This window comes from Microbacterium sp. bgisy203 (genome assembly GCF_965345155.1).
Classification (GTDB): Bacteria; Actinomycetota; Actinomycetes; order Actinomycetales; family Microbacteriaceae; genus Microbacterium.
Map to the genome: position 1 here is coordinate 514,255 of NZ_CBDRLZ010000001.1, position 17,138 is coordinate 531,392.

At 70.4% G+C, this 17,138-nt stretch carries 18 protein-coding genes; 8 read left to right on the forward strand and 10 right to left on the reverse strand.

Going from position 1 to position 17,138, the window contains the following annotated elements; all coding sequences use genetic code 11:
• Nucleotides 1-5: 5 nt before the first annotated feature.
• The 3 genes from ACRVYW_RS02510 to ACRVYW_RS02520 are packed head-to-tail and all read left to right on the forward strand — an operon-like array spanning nucleotide 6 to nucleotide 2,433.
• Nucleotides 6-1,178 carry a cysteine desulfurase family protein gene (locus ACRVYW_RS02510; RefSeq protein WP_431801358.1) on the forward strand — a complete coding sequence of 391 codons (1,173 nt, stop codon included), beginning with the start codon at nucleotides 6-8 and terminating at the stop codon, nucleotides 1,176-1,178.
• Nucleotides 1,175-2,155 (forward strand): glycosyltransferase family 2 protein, encoded by a 981-nt coding sequence (locus ACRVYW_RS02515; protein WP_431801360.1) that lies wholly within the window; start codon nucleotides 1,175-1,177, stop codon nucleotides 2,153-2,155. The genes ACRVYW_RS02510 and ACRVYW_RS02515 overlap by 4 nt, the downstream gene beginning before the upstream one ends.
• A gap of 41 nt (nucleotides 2,156-2,196) precedes the next feature.
• Complete coding sequence (locus ACRVYW_RS02520; RefSeq protein ID WP_431801362.1) at nucleotides 2,197-2,433, forward strand: hypothetical protein; 237 nt, start codon at nucleotides 2,197-2,199, stop codon at nucleotides 2,431-2,433.
• 107 nt (nucleotides 2,434-2,540) lie between these two features.
• On the opposite strand, the gene ACRVYW_RS02525 is transcribed toward ACRVYW_RS02520, so the two are convergent.
• Together ACRVYW_RS02525 and ACRVYW_RS02530 are read right to left on the reverse strand one after the other, a co-directional pair.
• Entirely contained in the window at nucleotides 2,541-4,601 is a 2,061-nt protein-coding gene (locus ACRVYW_RS02525) for an ABC transporter ATP-binding protein (protein WP_431801747.1), read from the reverse strand.
• Nucleotides 4,602-4,664: 63 nt separating this feature from the next.
• Nucleotides 4,665-5,312, reverse strand: a complete 648-nt coding sequence (locus ACRVYW_RS02530) for a DUF1345 domain-containing protein (RefSeq protein WP_431801364.1) — start codon at nucleotides 5,310-5,312, stop codon at nucleotides 4,665-4,667.
• 87 nt (nucleotides 5,313-5,399) lie between these two features.
• Between ACRVYW_RS02530 and ACRVYW_RS02535 the strand changes: the two genes are divergently transcribed.
• Nucleotides 5,400-6,971 carry a DHA2 family efflux MFS transporter permease subunit gene (locus tag ACRVYW_RS02535; RefSeq protein WP_431801366.1) on the forward strand — a complete coding sequence of 524 codons (1,572 nt, stop codon included), beginning with the start codon at nucleotides 5,400-5,402 and terminating at the stop codon, nucleotides 6,969-6,971.
• A gap of 36 nt (nucleotides 6,972-7,007) precedes the next feature.
• Here ACRVYW_RS02535 and ACRVYW_RS02540 read toward each other — a convergent pair whose 3' ends face one another.
• The 4 genes from ACRVYW_RS02540 to ACRVYW_RS02555 all read right to left on the reverse strand — a co-directional run bounded on the left by ACRVYW_RS02540 (nucleotide 7,008) and on the right by ACRVYW_RS02555 (nucleotide 9,210).
• On the reverse strand, nucleotides 7,008-7,469 hold the full coding sequence (locus tag ACRVYW_RS02540; RefSeq protein WP_431801368.1) for a hypothetical protein: 462 nt from the start codon (nucleotides 7,467-7,469) through the stop codon (nucleotides 7,008-7,010).
• Between the two features lie 107 nt (nucleotides 7,470-7,576).
• Entirely contained in the window at nucleotides 7,577-7,708 is a 132-nt protein-coding gene (locus tag ACRVYW_RS02545; RefSeq protein ID WP_431801370.1) for a hypothetical protein, read from the reverse strand.
• Between the two features lie 143 nt (nucleotides 7,709-7,851).
• Nucleotides 7,852-8,061: a hypothetical protein gene (locus ACRVYW_RS02550; protein ID WP_431801372.1), complete on the reverse strand. Its 210-nt coding sequence runs from the start codon at nucleotides 8,059-8,061 to the stop codon at nucleotides 7,852-7,854.
• Nucleotides 8,062-8,199: 138 nt separating this feature from the next.
• Nucleotides 8,200-9,210 carry a GNAT family N-acetyltransferase gene (locus ACRVYW_RS02555; protein ID WP_431801374.1) on the reverse strand — a complete coding sequence of 337 codons (1,011 nt, stop codon included), beginning with the start codon at nucleotides 9,208-9,210 and terminating at the stop codon, nucleotides 8,200-8,202.
• Between the two features lie 49 nt (nucleotides 9,211-9,259).
• Between ACRVYW_RS02555 and ACRVYW_RS02560 the strand changes: the two genes are divergently transcribed.
• On the forward strand, nucleotides 9,260-11,356 hold the full coding sequence (locus ACRVYW_RS02560; protein WP_431801376.1) for a prolyl oligopeptidase family serine peptidase: 2,097 nt from the start codon (nucleotides 9,260-9,262) through the stop codon (nucleotides 11,354-11,356).
• A 34-nt stretch (nucleotides 11,357-11,390) separates the two neighbouring features.
• Here the strand turns inward: ACRVYW_RS02560 and ACRVYW_RS02565 are convergent, their stop codons facing one another.
• Both ACRVYW_RS02565 and ACRVYW_RS02570 read right to left on the reverse strand, forming a co-directional pair.
• Nucleotides 11,391-12,269 (reverse strand): hypothetical protein, encoded by an 879-nt coding sequence (locus ACRVYW_RS02565; protein ID WP_431801378.1) that lies wholly within the window; start codon nucleotides 12,267-12,269, stop codon nucleotides 11,391-11,393.
• A gap of 82 nt (nucleotides 12,270-12,351) precedes the next feature.
• Nucleotides 12,352-12,624, reverse strand: coding sequence for a hypothetical protein (locus ACRVYW_RS02570; protein WP_431801380.1), 273 nt, complete (start codon nucleotides 12,622-12,624; stop codon nucleotides 12,352-12,354).
• A 365-nt stretch (nucleotides 12,625-12,989) separates the two neighbouring features.
• On the opposite strand from ACRVYW_RS02570, the gene ACRVYW_RS02575 reads away from it, so the two are divergent.
• Together ACRVYW_RS02575 and ACRVYW_RS02580 are read left to right on the forward strand one after the other, a co-directional pair.
• Complete coding sequence (locus ACRVYW_RS02575; RefSeq protein WP_431801382.1) at nucleotides 12,990-13,385, forward strand: hypothetical protein; 396 nt, start codon at nucleotides 12,990-12,992, stop codon at nucleotides 13,383-13,385.
• A gap of 251 nt (nucleotides 13,386-13,636) precedes the next feature.
• Nucleotides 13,637-14,056: a GNAT family N-acetyltransferase gene (locus tag ACRVYW_RS02580; protein ID WP_431801384.1), complete on the forward strand. Its 420-nt coding sequence runs from the start codon at nucleotides 13,637-13,639 to the stop codon at nucleotides 14,054-14,056.
• A gap of 21 nt (nucleotides 14,057-14,077) precedes the next feature.
• Here ACRVYW_RS02580 and ychF read toward each other — a convergent pair whose 3' ends face one another.
• On the reverse strand, nucleotides 14,078-15,151 hold the full coding sequence (gene ychF / locus ACRVYW_RS02585; protein WP_431801386.1) for a redox-regulated ATPase YchF: 1,074 nt from the start codon (nucleotides 15,149-15,151) through the stop codon (nucleotides 14,078-14,080).
• A gap of 32 nt (nucleotides 15,152-15,183) precedes the next feature.
• The gene (locus tag ACRVYW_RS02590) at nucleotides 15,184-15,927 is read right to left on the reverse strand and encodes a class I SAM-dependent methyltransferase (RefSeq protein ID WP_431801388.1); all 744 of its coding nucleotides are present in this window, start codon (nucleotides 15,925-15,927) and stop codon (nucleotides 15,184-15,186) included.
• Between the two features lie 137 nt (nucleotides 15,928-16,064).
• On the opposite strand from ACRVYW_RS02590, the gene adhP reads away from it, so the two are divergent.
• The gene (adhP, locus tag ACRVYW_RS02595; RefSeq protein WP_431801390.1) at nucleotides 16,065-17,138 is read left to right on the forward strand and encodes an alcohol dehydrogenase AdhP; all 1,074 of its coding nucleotides are present in this window, start codon (nucleotides 16,065-16,067) and stop codon (nucleotides 17,136-17,138) included.

Below are 17,138 nucleotides of genomic sequence, written 5' to 3' on the forward strand. Positions count from 1 at the left end.
AGGCGGTGCTGTACCTCGACCACGCCGCGACGACCCCGGTACGCCCCGAGGTCCTCACGGCGATGCTCCCCTACCTCACCGACCGGTTCGGGAACCCTTCGAGCCACCACACCGTCGGCGAAGCGGCGGCCTCGGCCCTCGCCGAGGCCCGCGCGCGGGTCGCCGCAGTCCTCGGCTTCCGCCCGAACGACATCGTCTTCACGTCTGGCGGCACCGAGGCCGACAACCTCGCGGTGAAAGGGCTCGCGATCGGCGCGGCCCTCCGACGAGGATTCAGCGGGGCCCCCGTCCACGTCGTCACGACGCCGATCGAGCACGAGGCGGTGCTCTCCTCGTGCAGCTACCTCGAGCGCGTGCACGGCTTCGCGGTCACGCACCTTCCGGTCGACGCGACCGGCACCGTCGATCCCGCAGACCTCGCCGCGGCGATCCGCACATCGTCCCTGCCGACCGCCATGGTGTCCATCGGGTACGCGAACAACGAGATCGGCACGGTGCAGGATGTCGCGTCTGTCGCGGCAGTGACGAAGGATGCCGGAGTCCCCCTCCACCTCGACGCCGTACAGGCCGCCGGGTGGCTGCCGCTCGCCGATACCGGCGCCGACGCCCTCTCGATCGCCGGACACAAGCTCGGCGCGCCGCCCGGTATCGGTGCGCTCGCGGTGCGCTCTCGCCTGCCTCTCGAGCCGCTCCTGCACGGCGGCGGCCAGGAGCGCGACCGCCGGAGCGGCACGGAGAACCTCGCCGGCGCCGTCGCTCTCGCCACCGCCCTCGAGCTGGCAGAGGCGGAGCGTGAGGCATCCGCTGCCCGTGTGGGAGCGGCGACGCGCGTGTTCATCGACCGCATCCTCGCGCTCGTGCCGCAGGCGGCGCTCACCGGGCACCCGACCCGGCGCCTTCCCGGCACGGCGAGCTTCACCTTCGCCGGGACGAGCGGCGAGGCGGTGCTGCTGGGGCTCGAGCGGCGCGGCGTCATCACCTCGAGCGGATCGGCGTGCGCCGCGGGCAGCGACGAACCCTCGCACGTGCTCCTGGCATGCGGCATCGCCCCCGAGGTCGCACAGACGGCGGTGCGGTTCACCTTCGGGCATCCGGCCCCAGGTGTAGCCGCGCCCGACCCGTCGGTACTCGCGCAGGCCGTCGCGGACGCCGTGGCGGCGGTACGATCAGGCGCGTGAGCACTCCCGCAACCCCGGTCAGCGCCCTCGTCACCGTCATCGTGCCGGGACGCGACGTCGCGGCGTTCGCCGCCGAGGCCCTCGCGTCGCTGCGCGCGCAGACGCTCACCGCGTGGCGCGCGATCCTCATCGACGACGGCTCGGTCGACGCGACGAGCGACCTGTTCGCGCAGGCGGCGGCATCCGACGCCCGCTTCACCCTCGTGCGGAACGACGCACCGCGCGGTCTCGGGGCCGCGCGGAACGCCGGACTCACCCTCGTCGACACGCCGTACCTCGGCTTCCTCGACGCCGACGACGTCATGACCCCGACCGCGCTGGAGCGCCTCGTCGAGACCCTCACCGCGAGCGGCAGCGATGTCGTCGTCGGCTCATACGTGCGCCTTCGTCCCGACGGACGCGGCGGCTACGCGGCCGGTGAGGTGCAGCCGTGGGTGCGCGCCGCGACCACTCCCGCGCGCCGTGGCGCGACCCTTGCCGCCCACCCGGAGGTCTCGGGCAACGTCGTCGCGTGGTCCAAGCTCAGCCGCGTCGAGCTGTGGCGCCGCGGCGGGCTGCGGTTTCCGGAGAACACCCACTACGAGGACCAGATCGTCGCCCAGCGCCTGTACACGCTCGCGCGGGCCATCGATGTCATCCCCGACGTCGTCGTGCAGTGGCGCGAGCGCGCCGACGGAACGTCGATCACACAGACGAAGGACACCGTCGCGGTGCTCGGCGACTACCTCGCCGCCCTCCGCGCGGGCATCGCCGTGCTGGATGCCGCCGGCCAGCGCGCCGCCGCGCGCGCCCGCGTGCGCCTCATCCTCGAGATGGACGTGCCGCCCCTTATCCGCATCGCGCAGGGGCACCCGGATGCCGCCTACCGCCGCGCCGTCGGAGCCTTCGTGCGCGACCTCACCGCGCGCGCCGACCTCGACGCGATCCTGCTCGACCCGGAGCACGCCGATCTCCGCAGCGCCGCTGCGCTGTGGTGACCCGCCTGGTGAGTGCGACGTCGCGCGGTTAGGGTGAGGCCATGAGCGACTCTCCCGAAACGACGCCGTCCGGCGGCACCCCCTCCGACGCCCCCGAGCACGACGGCACCGACCTGCATCTGCTCCGCGAAGCGATCGATCACCTTCAGGAGGTGCCCGCGCAGGAGATGGTGAGCCCCACTCCCGAGACGCTTCTCGCGGACGAGCCCGCCCCGCACCCCACCGACGCGATCGGCTCCGAGGACTGGGGCAAGGACGAGCCTGACCACAAGAGCTGAGGCGCCCCGCAAGAGCTGAGCCGCCCCGCAAGAGCTGAGCCGCCGCTCAGACGGTACCCCGCACACCTCAGTGCGACCGAGGCGACACCCCAGAGGTGGCGCGCACCCTAGCCGAGGTAGGGCCAGGCTTGCTCGTTGCTCGGAGCGTCGTCGTCCATCGCGGCGATCGCCCCCTCGGCGCCCGCCGCGCCGGCGACGAGCGCCGCGGCATCCTGACCCGCACTCCCCGCCGGCGCCCGATCGGCCCGGCGCTCGGGGAGAGACGGCGGGGCGACGGCGTCGACCGCGTCCTCGACGCCCTCGATCTTCGCGGCGGCCATCTGCTCGACCGCCAGGTCGGCGTACAGCCCGCCGAGGGCGAGGAGCTCGGCGTGGGTGCCGGACTCGACGATCCTCCCCGCTTCGATCACGTGAATGACGTCGGCACCGATCACCGTCGAGAGCCGGTGCGCGATCGACAGCGTCGTTCGTCCGGATGCCGCGTTGTCGAGCGCCTCCTGCACGACGCGCTCCGAGACGGTGTCGAGCGCCGAGGTCGCCTCGTCGAGCAGGAGCACGGGCGGGTCTTTCAGCAGCACGCGCGCGATCGCGATGCGCTGCTTCTCTCCGCCCGACAGTCGGTAGCCGCGTTCGCCGACGACGGTGTCGTAGCCGTGCTCGAACCCCTCGATGATGTGGTGGATGTTGGCCGCGGTGCACGCGGCGACGAGCTCCGCATTGGTCGCATCGGGTTTCGCGTAGCGGAGGTTCTCGCGGATCGTCGCGTGGAAGAGGTAGGTCTCCTGCGAAACGATCCCGATGTGGTCGATGATCGACTCCTGCGTGAGGTCGCGCACGTCGGCGCCGGAGAAGAGCACCCGCCCGCCCGACACCTCGTACAGGCGGGGCGCGAGGTAGAGGATCGTGGTCTTCCCCGCGCCCGACGGGCCGACGAACGCGACGTGCTGGCCGTGCTCGGCGACGAAGGAGACGCCGCCGAGGGTCGGGCGCGCATCGGGTGCGGCGTCGGGGTAGCGGAAGACGACGTCCTCGAAGGCGATCTGTCCGAGCGGACCGGGCGCCTCGGCGACGGTGATCGCGTCGACTCGGTCGGTGATCGCGGGCGTCATATCGAGGTACTCGAAGATGCGCGCGAACAGGGCTTTCGACGTCTGCAGGTCGAGGGCGACGCGCATGAGCCCCATGAGGGGCTGCAGCAGACGCGCCTGCACGGTCGTGAAGGCGACGACCGTGCCGGCGGTGATCGTGTCGACGCCGCCGGTGAGGAGATACCCCGAGACCAGGTAGATCACGGCGGGAACGGACGCCATGAGCACCTGGACGACGGCGAAGAACCCCTGACCGCTCATCGCCCGCTGCACCTGCAGACGGACCTGATTGGCGTTCTCGACGCGGTAGCGCGCCGACTCGGTGCGCTGCCGGTTGAACGCTTTCGAGAGCAGGATGCCCGAGACCGACAGCGTCTCCTGCGTGATCGCGGTCAGCTCCGACAGCGACTCCTGCGTCTGGCCCGCGATCCGCGCGCGCACCTGACCGACGCGGCGCTGCACGAAGATGAGGATCGGCATCATGAACACCGCGATCAGCGTCAGTCGCCAATCGATGAGGATCATCGCGACGAGAGCCGAGATGACCGTGACGACGTTGCCGAGGATGCTCGTCACGGTGTTCGTCAGGACGCCGGAGACGCCGCCGACGTCGTTCTGCAGGCGTGACTGGATGACGCCCGTCTTCGTCCGCGTGAAGAAGCTCAGCTCCATCGACTGCAGATGGTCGAACAGGCGTACCCGCAGGTCGCCGGTGACCTCGTTGCCGACCGTGGAGGTGAGCCAGGTCTGGGCGACGCCGAACGCCGCGCCGAGCAGGAACAGTCCGATCATCCCGAGCACGAGGCGCCAGAGCAGGCCGAGATCGACGCCCGACCCGTCCGTCGGGAAGAGCGCCTGGTCGAAGATCTGCTGCACGAGCAGCGGCGGGATCACGCCGATCGCCGCACCGGCGATGACCAGAAGACCCGTGAGGAGGATGCGTCCGCGGTAGGGGCGGAACATCTCGACGATGCGTGCCCCGAGGTGCGGGATCTCGGGCGCCTCGGCGTTGAGCTTTCGCTGTGCGGCCTCGTCGACGCCGCGGAAACCGCCGCCGCGGCCACCCACGCCTCCCCCCATGCCGCCGCTCATGCTCATGGCGTCACTCTAGTCACGCCTCCCGACACGGGGTCGGAGCCGGCGTCAGCCGATGCCCGCGACGAGGTTGATGACGCTTGCGAGGATGACGGCGCCGAAGAGATACGCGAGCATCGTCTGCGCGATGACGAGGCGGCGGAACTCGTTGGTCGTGACGTTCGTGTCGGCGACCTGGTAGGTCATCCCGAGGCCGACGGAGAAGTACCCGAAGTCGGAGTACATCGGGTCCTCGTCCTGATTGAAGTCGACGCCGCGGCGCGCACCCGCGGCGGTGCTCGAGTAGTAGCGGTGCGCGTACCGCAGCATGTAGTCGACCTGGATGAGGGCCCATGACGCCGTCACCGCGAGGATCGCGAGCGCCGCGGTGAGGAATGCGGTGAAGGGATCGTCGTGGCTGCGCACGAGGATCGCGACAACCGCGGCGAGGCTGGCAAGGCTCCCGGTGAGGGCGATCACCCGCGCGGCGGAGCGACCCGGGTCCTCGGTCGTCGCGTGGGCGCGCGTCTCCGCGGCATCCATGGGCCACAGCGCGACCAGCAGCCACACGACGTTCACGAGCGCGATCGTGGCCCACCCGGCGAGCAGGCCCGCGACGGGATCGAGGAGCGGAATCGCCACGGCGGCGACGACGATGCCTGCGACAAGAGAGATCGGACCACGCACGGCGAAGCGGGAGTGACGATGGGATGCCATGACGCGATGGTCTCACTGCGAACCGGATCGGGAAGGGATTCCGGCGGGAACGGAATAGCGTGTCCGAGACTCGGGTTACGCTCCGTTATGCCCTCCGTCGACACTGGTACCGTGACCACTTCTTCGCGCCGCGGCGCCGCGGCGCCGGGCACCCCGGCCCGAAACGCTTCCGCGGCATCCGATGTCGCCGCATCCGATCCCGTCGGAGCGAAGGAGAACCGCGTCATCTGGCTGCTCCTCGCGGCCGCGTTCGTCGCGATCCTCAACGAGACCACGATGGGGGTCGCGATCCCGCACCTCATCGGCGATCTCGGCATCACGGCGGTGCAGGCGCAGTGGCTGACGACGGCGTTCATGCTGACGATGGCCGTCGTCATCCCGACGACCGGGTTCCTGCTGCAGCGCTTCACGACGCGCGCGATGTTCGCGGCGGCGATGGGGCTCTTCTCCCTCGGCACGCTGATCGCGCTCGTCGCGCCCGGCTTCGAGGTGCTCCTCGTCGGTCGCGTCGTCCAGGCATCCGGCACCGCGATCATGATGCCGCTCCTCATGACCACCCTCATGACGGTCGTCCCCCCGCACGCGCGCGGCCGCATGATGGGGCGTGTCTCGATCGTGATGTCGCTCGCCCCGGCGATCGGACCGACTATGGCCGGCGTCATCCTCGACACCCTGACGTGGCGCTGGATCTTCGCGATCGTCCTGCCGATCGCCCTCCTCGCGCTCGTGATCGGCGTGCGGTGGATCCACAACCTCGGCGAGCAGACGCACGCGCCGATCGACCTCCTCTCCGTCGTCCTGTCGGCCCTCGGCTTCGGCGGACTCGTGTTCGGCCTCAGCCAGATCGGCGGCGGCGGTCACGGCGGATCGGATGCCGCGGCGCAGGCGGCGGCGGACACCGCGACCGTGACGCTGATCGTCTCGCTCGCGATCGGTGTCGTCGCCCTCGGGCTGTTCGTGTGGCGCCAGCTCGTGCTGCAGCGCCGCGACGACGCGCTCCTCGACCTCCGAATCTTCCGCTCGCGGAACTTCACCCTGTCGGTCGCGCACTTCGCGGTGATGTCACTCGCGTTCTTCGGCACGATCACGGCGCTCCCCCTGTTCCTGCAGGGGCCTCTCGAACTCACGACGACCCAGTCGGGCCTGGTGGTCCTTCCCGGTGCCGTCGCGATGGGTCTGCTCGGTCCGGTGATCGGGCGCATCTACGACCGTTGGGGCACGCGCATCCTCCTCGTTCCCGGCACGATCATCGTCATCGCGATCCTGTGGTCGTTCACGCTGCTGACCGAGACGACGCCCATCTGGCTCATCTTCGCCTCACAGACCGTGCTCTCCGTCGGGCTGGCGATGTCGTTCACCCCGCTGTTCACGGCATCCCTCGGTTCGCTCCAGCCGCAGTTCTATTCGTACGGCAGCGCGACGGTCTCGACCGTCCAGCAGGTCGCGGGCGCTGCCGGGGTCGCGCTTCTCATCTCGGTGATGTCGTCGCGGAGCGCGACGGCTCTCGCCGCAGGCGCAACGGAGGCGGCGGCAGGTGCGGCGGGCGCACGCTCGGCGTTCCTCCTCGCAGCGATCATGGCGATGCCGCTGCTGATCAGCGCGTTCCTGATCAAGAAGCCCGTGGATCATCCGGCAGGGGCGCACGCGCCCGCGCACTGATCCCTCACACGCGGGGATGCCTTCCCCGCACCGCTCTCAGCCGTGGATGAGCACCTTGAGCGCCATCACCACGACGCCGAATGCAGCGGTGACGAGCGCGCTCCCGATCCGCGCCCAGACGTTGGTGTTCCACCGCGCGACGACGATCCAGCCGAGCACGCCCAGGAGCACGACGTCGACGACGAGCGCGGTCCAGATCGATGTCTCATCGTCGATGAGGCCGACGACCCCGAGGGTGAGGACCGCGAGCGGGAGCAGCGCGACGAGCAGGAGCCCCTGCGAGTGGAGCGCTGCCGCACGGACGCTCGAGCGCAGGTCGCCTCGCCCGTCGGTGGCCGCGAGCCGGGCGAGCGTGCCGGCGTAGACGTGAGCGAGGAAGAAGACGACGACCGTGACGAGCACGGTCGTGAGGGCGTTGGCCGAGGTCCCGACGAGGCTGTTGGAGACGACAATCATCCCGGAGACGAGGATGAGACCGTAGATCGACTCCTCCGTCATGAGGACAGTGGCCACACGCTGTGAGACCCGCGTGGGCGGGAGGAGTCCCGGCATCTGCGTCAGTCGGTGCTGCGGTCAGGTGATGCTGCGGTGAGGTGGTGCTGCGGTCAGTTCGTGCTGCAGCAACCGCCGCCGCAGCACGAGGCGCCCTCGTCGACGACGGTGAGCAGGTTCTGCTCGCCGTCCGCGAGGTCGGTGACGGGCTGGAGCGCCGGGGTGGGGAGGTTCGAAGTCGCCATTCCTCGATCATACGACGGCACAACCACCGCGGCGCTGAGATCCGGCTCAGAGGTTTCGCCAGGCACGGCCCAGAGTGCGGAGCGGCCCAGGGCGCGGACCGGCGCGGGGCGCGGAGACGACCCCCGCGCCCCGCGGAACCCGGTCAGACGCCGAGCTTCTTGGCGGCCTTCTTCGCGGCCTTGTCGACGACCTTCCGCGAGCGGTTGCGCGCCTTCTTGAGCGACGGGTCGTCCCAGAGGTGCTTCGCGGCCTTGCTGATCTCCTTGTAGCGCGAGCGGCCCGCGCGGGCGCCGAGGATGTACGCGCCGACGCCGACCACCGCGACGGTCAACCAGAACTTGAATCCGGACATGGGTGGAGTCCTCCCCTGTTGATGACGTGTCTCTCCACGGTAGGTGGGGGCGCGCCGCCGCGACGAGGGGTTGACAGCGGTGGGGCGGGACGGCAAGGGCGCATGGCTACGCTGCTCTGCTGCGACCCGGCTTCGCGGTCAGGCGAGCGTCGTCGTCGTGTCGGCGGCGCCGATGAGGCGTTCGTCGTCCGCGACGAGTTCGATCTTGAACCGCTCGTCGTTCTCGAGGAACGCCGCGTAGACGTCGGCGCCGCCCGCGAACGGATGCCGGTCGGCATACAGGTGCCGCCAGCCGTGCGCGAGCGCCGTCGCCCACAGCCGATCGACATCTGCGCGCGAGCCGGCATGGAAAGCGAGGTGGCTGAGCCCGGCATCCCGGCGGTCGTGGTCGCCGTCTCGCGGGGCGCGCTCGAGAACAAGGTAGGTGTCGCCGCGCATCCAGCTGCGCCCGTCCGGCCAGTCCTGAAAGGGCTCGTAGCCGAGCTCGCCGAGGATCCAGCCCCAGGAAGTCATCGCCGCGGAGAGGTCGATGGTGCGGAGCTCCACGTGGTGCAGGGTGCCGGGTGGGACGGTGTGCGACAAGGCGGCCGAACTCTCCACCGGAGGCTCGCCCTCCACGCTGAACGGGACGGGCGCGAGACCCGGATCGGGGTCGGATGCCAGGCGAGCGTGCGTCTCGACGTCGAACCGCTCGTCGCCGTACCGGAGCTTCTCCCGCTCGATCCCCTCGGCGCGGAACCCCGCACGCCGCGCGACCGCGCACGACGCGGGGTTCTCGACCCGGTGGCCGAGTTCGAGGCGGTGCAGGCCCTCCCCGAACGCCCACGCGGCAACGGCGGCGAGCGCCCGCGCGGCGTGGCCATTCCCGCGGGCGGGCGCGCTCAGCCAATAGTGCGCCCACGCGGCGCCGTGCCGTGTCTCGATCGCCGACAGACCGACGTTACCGACCGGCGTGCCGTCCACGACGATCGCCCAGTTGCGGTTCACGTCGTCGAACGGGAGCGCCGTCGCGATGAGGCGTCCGGCGGCGGCGAGGTCGATAGGAAGTGCGCCGCCGAACTGCCGGTCGAGGTCAGGGCTCATCGTGGCCGCAGCGAGGAGCGGGGCAGCGTCGGCGGACGTCCAGGGGCGGAGCGTGAGATCAGGCATCCCGTCGATTCTGCCGTGCCGTGTCGGATGCGGCGGGCAGGATGGAGTCATGTCCCCCTCCCCTGCCGCCCGTCGCGACGATGTCACCGAGACGCTGCACGGTGTCGACGTTTCCGACCCGTACCGCTGGCTCGAAGACGCCGATTCCGCCGAGACGGCCGCGTTCGTCGCCGCGCAGAACGCCATCGCCGAGCCGTATCTCGCCGGCCTCGCCGGCCGTGAGGCGTACCATGCCGAGGTCACCGATCTCCTCGCCGCATCCACGCGCGGCACGCCGTTCGAACGCGGCGGCCGCGTCTTCGCGTGGCAGAACGACGGTCAGAACCAGGACCTCCTCGTCACGGCGCGCGACATCGACGGCCTTGAGAACGATCCGCAGGTGCTGCTGGATGCCAACACCCTCAGCGACGACGGCACGCGCGCCGTCACGACCTTCTCCCTCAATCAGGACGGCTCGCTCCTCGCGTACGGCGTCGCCGACGGCGGATCGGACTGGCGCACCCTCCGGGTTCGCGATGTGGCGACCGGCGAGGACCTTCTCGACGAGATCCCGTGGACGAAGTGGAACCCGCCCGTGTGGCTCCCCGGCGGGCGTGCCTTCACCTACTGGGCGTACGACGCACCGACCGGCAACGAACTCACCGACGAGGCGGGCGTCGGGCGCCTGATGGCCCACGAGGTCGGGAGCGATCCGGCATCCGATCGGGTCCTGTTCCACCGTCCCGACGAGCCACGTCTGTTCGCGCGGGTGTGGCCCTCGGACGAGGAGTGGTTCGTGCTGCACACCGACAACGGCAGCTCCTCCGGCAACGACCTCGCCGTGCGCCGGCACGGTGAAGAGTCCCTTCGCATGCTCGTCGACACCCGTGACGACGAGTGGCACGCGGTCGGCATCCGCGACGGGTCTCTCTTCGTCGTCACCGACGCGGAGGCGCCGCGTTATCGTCTCGTCGCGATCGACCTCACCACCGGTACGCGGCGCGACATCCTCGGCGAGCACGACGAGGACGTGCTCCTCGACGCCGCTCTGACGGCATCCGGCATCGTCGCGACCTACTCCCACGACGCCGCGCACCGGGCGCAGCTGTTCACCTTCGCGGGTGAACCGGGCGACGCCCTGCCACTCGGCGAGGGCGTCAGCATCGTCGACGTGAAGACCCGTGACGACTCCGACCGCGTCTTCCTCGGGACGACGGGATTCGTCGATCGCGGCACGCGCCACGTCGTCGACGTCGCAGGCGCCCGGGTCGTCGCACATCGGGCGATTCCCTCCCCCGGCCCCGCGATCGCGCGCGTAACCACGACGCGCATCCGTGCCGTCAGCACCGACGGCACGTCGGTGCCCGCGTTCGTGGTCCGTGCGGACGAGCCGTCCGAGGCCGCAAGCGCACCGCGACCCACGCTTATCTGGGGATACGGCGGGTTCAACATCGCCATGAACCCGGAGTTCCGGCCGATGCTCGCCGCCTGGGTGCTCTCCGGCGGCACGCTGGTCGTCCCGAACCTCCGCGGAGGCGGCGAGTTCGGCTCCGACTGGCACCGCGCCGGCACGAAGGAGCGCAAGCAGCAGGTCTTCGACGACCTCTATGCGATCGCCGAGCATCTCATCGCCACCGGCGTCACCACGCCCGCGCAGCTCGCCCTGCACGGCCGTTCCAACGGGGGTCTCCTCGCCGGCGCGGCACTCACCCAGCGTCCCGATCTCTGGGCCGCCGTCCTCCCTGCCGTCGGCGTGCTCGACATGCTGCGCTACCACCGGTTCACGATCGGGTGGGCGTGGGCCTCCGATTACGGCGACCCCGACGACGCCGACGCGTTCGCGTATCTGCGCGCGTACTCGCCGCTACACAATGTCCGGCCGGATGCCGATTACCCGCCGACCCTCATCACCACCGGCGACCACGACGACCGCGTCGTCCCCGCGCACTCGTTCAAGTTCGCGGCCGCGCTCCAGCATGCGGTGGGCTCGCACACCGCCGGGCCGACGGGCGCTGGGCCGACGGGCGCTGGGCCGACGAACGCCGGGCCGATCCTGCTCTCGGTCGATACGCGCGCCGGCCACGGGATGGGGAAGCCGCGCGACGCGCGGGCGCGGGAGTTCGCCGACCAGCTCGCGTTCGCGGCGCACCACACGGGGCTCCGGTAGGCCGCGTCGCCACGGGCCTCGCAGGCTGCGCTGGTCAGCGTCGCCGCTCGCTCCAGCGGGTCGGGGGCGGGTCGTCGAGGACGAATCGCTCGTCGAGGTCGGTGATCGTGCGCGCAAGGCGAAGCCGGGCGAGCACCTCGACGCGCACGCGCCGGATGCGTGCGGCGTCGGCGCGGAGCGCGGCAGGCCCGGCGCTCTGCCACCAGGCATCCAGCGCCGCGAACACCTCCCCGGCGTCGCGCTGATCGACGAGGTCTCCCGTCACGCGGGCGATGCCCGACTGACGGCCCGCGAGATCGGCCGCCCGCGCGCGGCGCCACAGCACGAGGGCCGCGACGCCGGCGAGGGTGAGAAGCGCGAGGCCGGTCGTCACGGGGAGCGCGTGATTCGCATCGATCTCGCCCCAGCGCACGAGGAGGGCCACGGATGCCGCGAGCAGCCACAGCGCCCCGCAGACGAGATGCAGCACCGACGGCACACGCGACCCCCAGAGCGAGCCGTTCGCCCGGCGCGGCTCGAGCCACCACAGCATCGCCGCCGAGAGCGTCGCCGCAGCGCCGGCGGGGAGCAGGGAGTCCTGGAGCGTGAGCTTGCCGGTGAGGGTCAGGACGAGGCCCGCGGCCACGGCGGCGAGCACCATCGCGACGGCGAGCGCGACACGGTGGCGGGCCGAGGCATCGTACACGCGGGCGGCGCTCGGGTCACGACGCGCATTCACGGTGCGGACGGCCTCGGCGCGGGTGCGGTCATGCCCGTCGCGCAGGCGCGGGTCGGAGGCGAGGACCGCGATGTTCCAGGCATCCTGCAGCGCCGTGTCGACGTCGGGATAATCGGCGTCGAACAGCAGCAGGTCGATGCGCCCGAGCGATCGATCGTCGAGCCCCGTGACGGAGCTGTGCCCGTAACCGGCCATGCGTGATCCCCTCTCGGTGCTGCGCGGTGCGGCGATGCCGACCAGAGTACGCCGCGCCCGGCGGTCGCGGGAGGGGCAGGCGTCAGTCGTTCGCGGGGTACCGGTTCAACCGGGCGATGCCGTACGCCATGAGCGCGGAGCCGGCGATCAGCTGCACGATGCTGATGACCAGGATCAGCACGGCGCGCCATTGCCCCTCTGCGGCGAAAGAACCCCACTGCCCGATGAGAAAGGTCCCGAGCGTGAGGCTCGCCGCCGAGAAGACGCCGCCGACCTGCGCGAGCGCCTGGTAGTACTGCACGATGCGCCAGCGGTACGGCGGCTTCGCGTGCGATGTGCCCGGGTTGTGGCTCATGCGTCGATGCTAACGCGCCGAGCGCCGGCGACTTGGGGCCGGCGACTCCGTGTGCGTCTCGCAGGAGATTCGAGCTGCGAACGCGCCCCGAATCGTTGCGATCGGGCGTCGCGCACAGGACTTCCTGCGAGGCGAACGGGCCCGCGTCAGGACGGGTCCGGCCGCGTGAGACTCGATGGCCGCGCTCAGGGCACGCAGAGGGTCAGGGCACGCAAAGAGAAAGCCCCGACCGTTACCACACAGCCGGGGCGAGACGAATGAGAAGTTCGCCTATCCCTTCCACCATAGCGCACGGCACCTGAACGGTGGTCCGACCGCCCCGCGGCTCGGCTCATGCCCCCCCCGGGGCGAGTACATTTCCCCTCATGACCCCACGACTCCTCGGGACATTGCCGATGGTCGCGACCGTGCTGCTGTTGTCCGCGTGCGCACCTCCGGCCGAGTTCGCGCGGGAGCAGACCGCGGCCGATCGACCGGATTCTGTCGTGGACGGGTCCGTCGGCAAGGTCGACGTCGCGACTCTTCGCCACGTCGGAAATGCAGACGCCTACGACGTCTATCTCGCTCGCGCATCGAACGACAGCGAGACGCTGTGCCTCACGCTCGTCCTCGACGGGGTGTGGCAACGCACGGACTGCGGACCCGGCGACTTCGTCTCCGTTCGGATCAGCGACACTGCCAGTGTCGCCGCGGAGATCAACCACCGCGGCGGCGAGGGTCGGGAGATGATCTCCGAGAACGTCTGGATCAGCCGGAAGTAGTGGGACGGCTCACGGCGCAGCTCCGTCTCCAGGAGATCACTCGACACGAGTGCGGCACCCGCCTGATCGAGCCAGTCCACCAAGGCCTCCGACGAGTGCTACGACGCTCACACCCGATCCCCTCGAAGGTCGTCGATGATACGAGACATCGGGCGATCACGCTGTGACGGCTCGGGCTTGAGCAACTCCCAACCACCGACGCGCTGGTGGGCCGAGCGATCGGCCCTGGTCGATGCGTCAGACTTGACGTCGTGAGCACGGTCACCTTCCAAGCGGGCGCGATTCCGACGCGAGAGGAACTCATCGCGCTCTACGACTCCGTCGGATGGGCCGCCTATACCGAGCACCCGGTTCGGCTCATGGCAGCAGTCGCCGCGTCGCTTTCGATCATCACCGCACGCCAGAATGGTGAGTTGGTCGGTCTCGCGCGCCTCGTCGGCGACGGGCTGACCATCGCATACCTGCAGGACATCCTGGTTCGCCCCTCCGAGCAACGCCGGGGAATCGGTCGCGAACTCTTCCAACGGGCATTCGCGCCGTTCGAGGAAGTGCGCCAGAAGGTGCTCATCACCGATGATGAACCTGCACAGCGTGCCTTCTACGAGTCGATGGGGTTCACCGAGGCCGCGAGCCTTCAGCGCCCCATCCGGACGTTTGTTCAGCTGGGTTGAGCGCACCACCGTGCGCGTCGATTACACGTTGAAGCGGAACTCCACCACGTCGCCGTCCTGCATGACGTAGTCCTTGCCCTCGAGGCGTGCCTTCCCCGCGGCGCGGGCGGCGGCGACGGAGCCGGTCTCGACGAGGTCGTCGAACGAGATGACCTCGGCCTTGATGAAGCCCTTCTCGAAGTCGGTGTGGATGACCCCGGCCGCCTGCGGCGCCTTCCAGCCCTTGCCGATCGTCCAGGCGCGCGCTTCCTTGGGCCCGGCCGTGAGGTACGTCTGGAGCCCCAGCGTGTCGAACCCGATGCGGGCGAGCTGATCCAGACCCGACTCGTCCTGGCCGGTGGATGCCAGGAGCTCCGCGGCGTCCTCGGGGTCGAGGTCGATGAGCTCCGACTCGATCTTCGCGTCGAGGAAGACGGCCTGCGCGGGGGCGACGAGCTCGGCGAGCGCGGCCTTGCGGTCGGCATCCGTCAACACCGCCTCATCGACATTGAAGACGAAGATGAACGGCTTCGCGGTGAGCAGACCCAGCTCCTTGATCGGAGCGAGGTCGAGACCGGATGCCGACAGCAGCTCGCCGCGCTGCAGGGCGTCGCGAGCGGCCTCGGCGGCGGCGAGCACCGACGGGTCGAGCTTCTTGCCGCGCACTTCCTTCTCGTACCGCGCGATGGCCTTCTCAAGCGTCTCGAGGTCGGCGAGCTGGAGCTCGGCGTTGATCGTCTCCATGTCGGAGGCGGGGTCGACCTTGCCGTCGACGTGCACGACGTCGCCGTCGGCGAAGCCACGGACGACCTGCGCGATGGCGTCGGCCTCGCGGATGTTGGCGAGGAACTTGTTGCCGAGCCCCTCCCCCTCGCTCGCGCCGCGCACGATGCCGGCGATGTCCACGAACGACACCGCGGCGGGGAGGATCCGCTCGGAGTGGAACACCTCGGCGAGCTTCGCGAGCCGCGGGTCGGGCAGGTTCACGACGCCGACGTTGGGCTCGATCGTCGCGAACGGGTAGTTCGCCGCGAGCACCTGATTCTTGGTCAGAGCGTTGAAGAGGGTCGACTTGCCGACGTTGGGGAGACCGACGATTCCGATGGTAAGAGCCACGGGAGACCAGTCTACGCGGGCGCCTCAGCCCGTCACGGCGTCTTGACCGCCCGGTAGGCGCGGGTGACGTACGGCAGCTCGATCGTCGCGTCTCCGACGGCGCCGATCTCATCGAACAGGGCGGCCGTCTCTTCCCCGATGCGGGCGCGTTCGGCATCCGCCGCTGTGATCACGTAGCTGCGCGAGAACACCATCGCGTGCAGCGCGGCGCGGGTCATCGGGCGCGTCCACGTCCATTCGCGATCCTCCAGCTCGCTGTACGGTGCGTGCACGACCGGGCCGTCGCCGGCCAGCAGCTGCTCGGCGGCACTGCCCTTCATGATGGCGGTGAGGCGCGCGACCCACGGCACGGATTCGTCGCGGATGTTCCAGATGAGACCCAGGATGCCGCCAGGCTTCGTGATCCTGCCGAGCTCGCCCGACCCTGCCTGCGGCTCGACCCAATGCCACGCCTGGCCGAGGAGGACTGCGTCGACGCTCTCGTCGGGGAGATTGACGCGCTCGGCCGTGCCGATGAGGGTCTCCACCCCCGGGACGGCGCCCCGGAGGGCGTCGAGCATCTCGGCATCCGGCTCCACAGCGATCACCTCGGCGCCGAGGCTCTTCACGACACGCGTGAGCTTGCCGGTTCCGGCCCCCACATCCGCCACGCGGGGGCGAGGACCCACCGGCTCGAGCAGCCACGCCACCGCCTCTCGCGGATACTCGGGCCGCCCCGTCTCGTACGACTCCGCGGCCGCCCCGAAGCTTCGCGCCATCTCATCCCGCGTCGCCATGGATCCGACCATACGCCCGTGCACAGACATCGAGCACGGACATCGGCACGCGCAACCGAATGCAACCTGCGCGCACGTACCGTTCCAGACACGGCGACCCTCCCGCCGCACCGGTCACACACGAGGAAGTGATGTCGATGACGACTCTGACCCCCACCCCCACAACAACCGCGTCGCACGCCGACGCCCCGCCCACGACGATGCGCGCCGCCGTCGTCGTCACCTCCGGCGAACCGCTCGTCGTCGAGGACGTGCAGGTTCCGACGCCCGGCCCCGGGCAGGCGCTCGTCCGCGTCATCGCGAGCGGTGTCTGCCACACCGATCTGCACGCGGCTCGCGGCGACTGGCCGGTCGCCCCGAAGGAGCACCTCATCCCCGGCCACGAGGGCTACGGCGAGGTCGTCGCGCTCGGCGAGGGCGTCACGACGCTGGAGGTCGGCCAGAAGGTCGGCAACGCCTGGCTCTGGTCGGCGTGCGGCATCTGCCAGTACTGCCGCACCGGCTGGGAGACGCTGTGCGAGCAGCAGCAGAACGGCGGGTACTCGGTCGACGGCAGCTTCGGCGAGTACATGCTCGTCGACGAGCGGTTCGCCGCCCGCATCCCCGAGGGCGCCGACCCGGTGGAGGTCGCCCCGATCCTCTGCGCGGGCGTCACCGTCTACAAGGGCCTCAAGATGACGGGAGTCCGCCCCGGCGAATGGGTGACGATCTCGGGCATCGGCGGCCTCGGCCACATCGCCGTCCAGTACGCCCGCGCGATGGGCATGCGGGTCGCGGCGGTCGACGTCGACGACGCGAAGCTGGAGCTCGCCCGCACGCACGGCGCGGAGGTCACCGTCAACGCGGCGACCGACGACCCGGGCGAAGCCGTGCAGGCGGCCACCGGCGGGACGCACGGCGTGCTCGTCACAGCGGTGCACCCGAAGGCGTTCGACCAGGCCCTCGCGGTCGTCCGCCGCGGCGCGACGATCGTCTTCAACGGCCTTCCGCCGGGGACCTTCGACGCCGACATCTTCGACATCGTGCTGCGCGCCATCACGATCCGCGGATCGATCGTCGGCACCCGTCAGGACATGATCGAGGCGCTCGATTTCTACGCGCGCGGCGAGATCCACCCGACCGTCAGCGTCGAGTCGCTCGACGACATCAACGACATCTTCGAGCGGATGGAACGCGGAAAGATCGACGGCCGCATCGTGATGACGTACTGA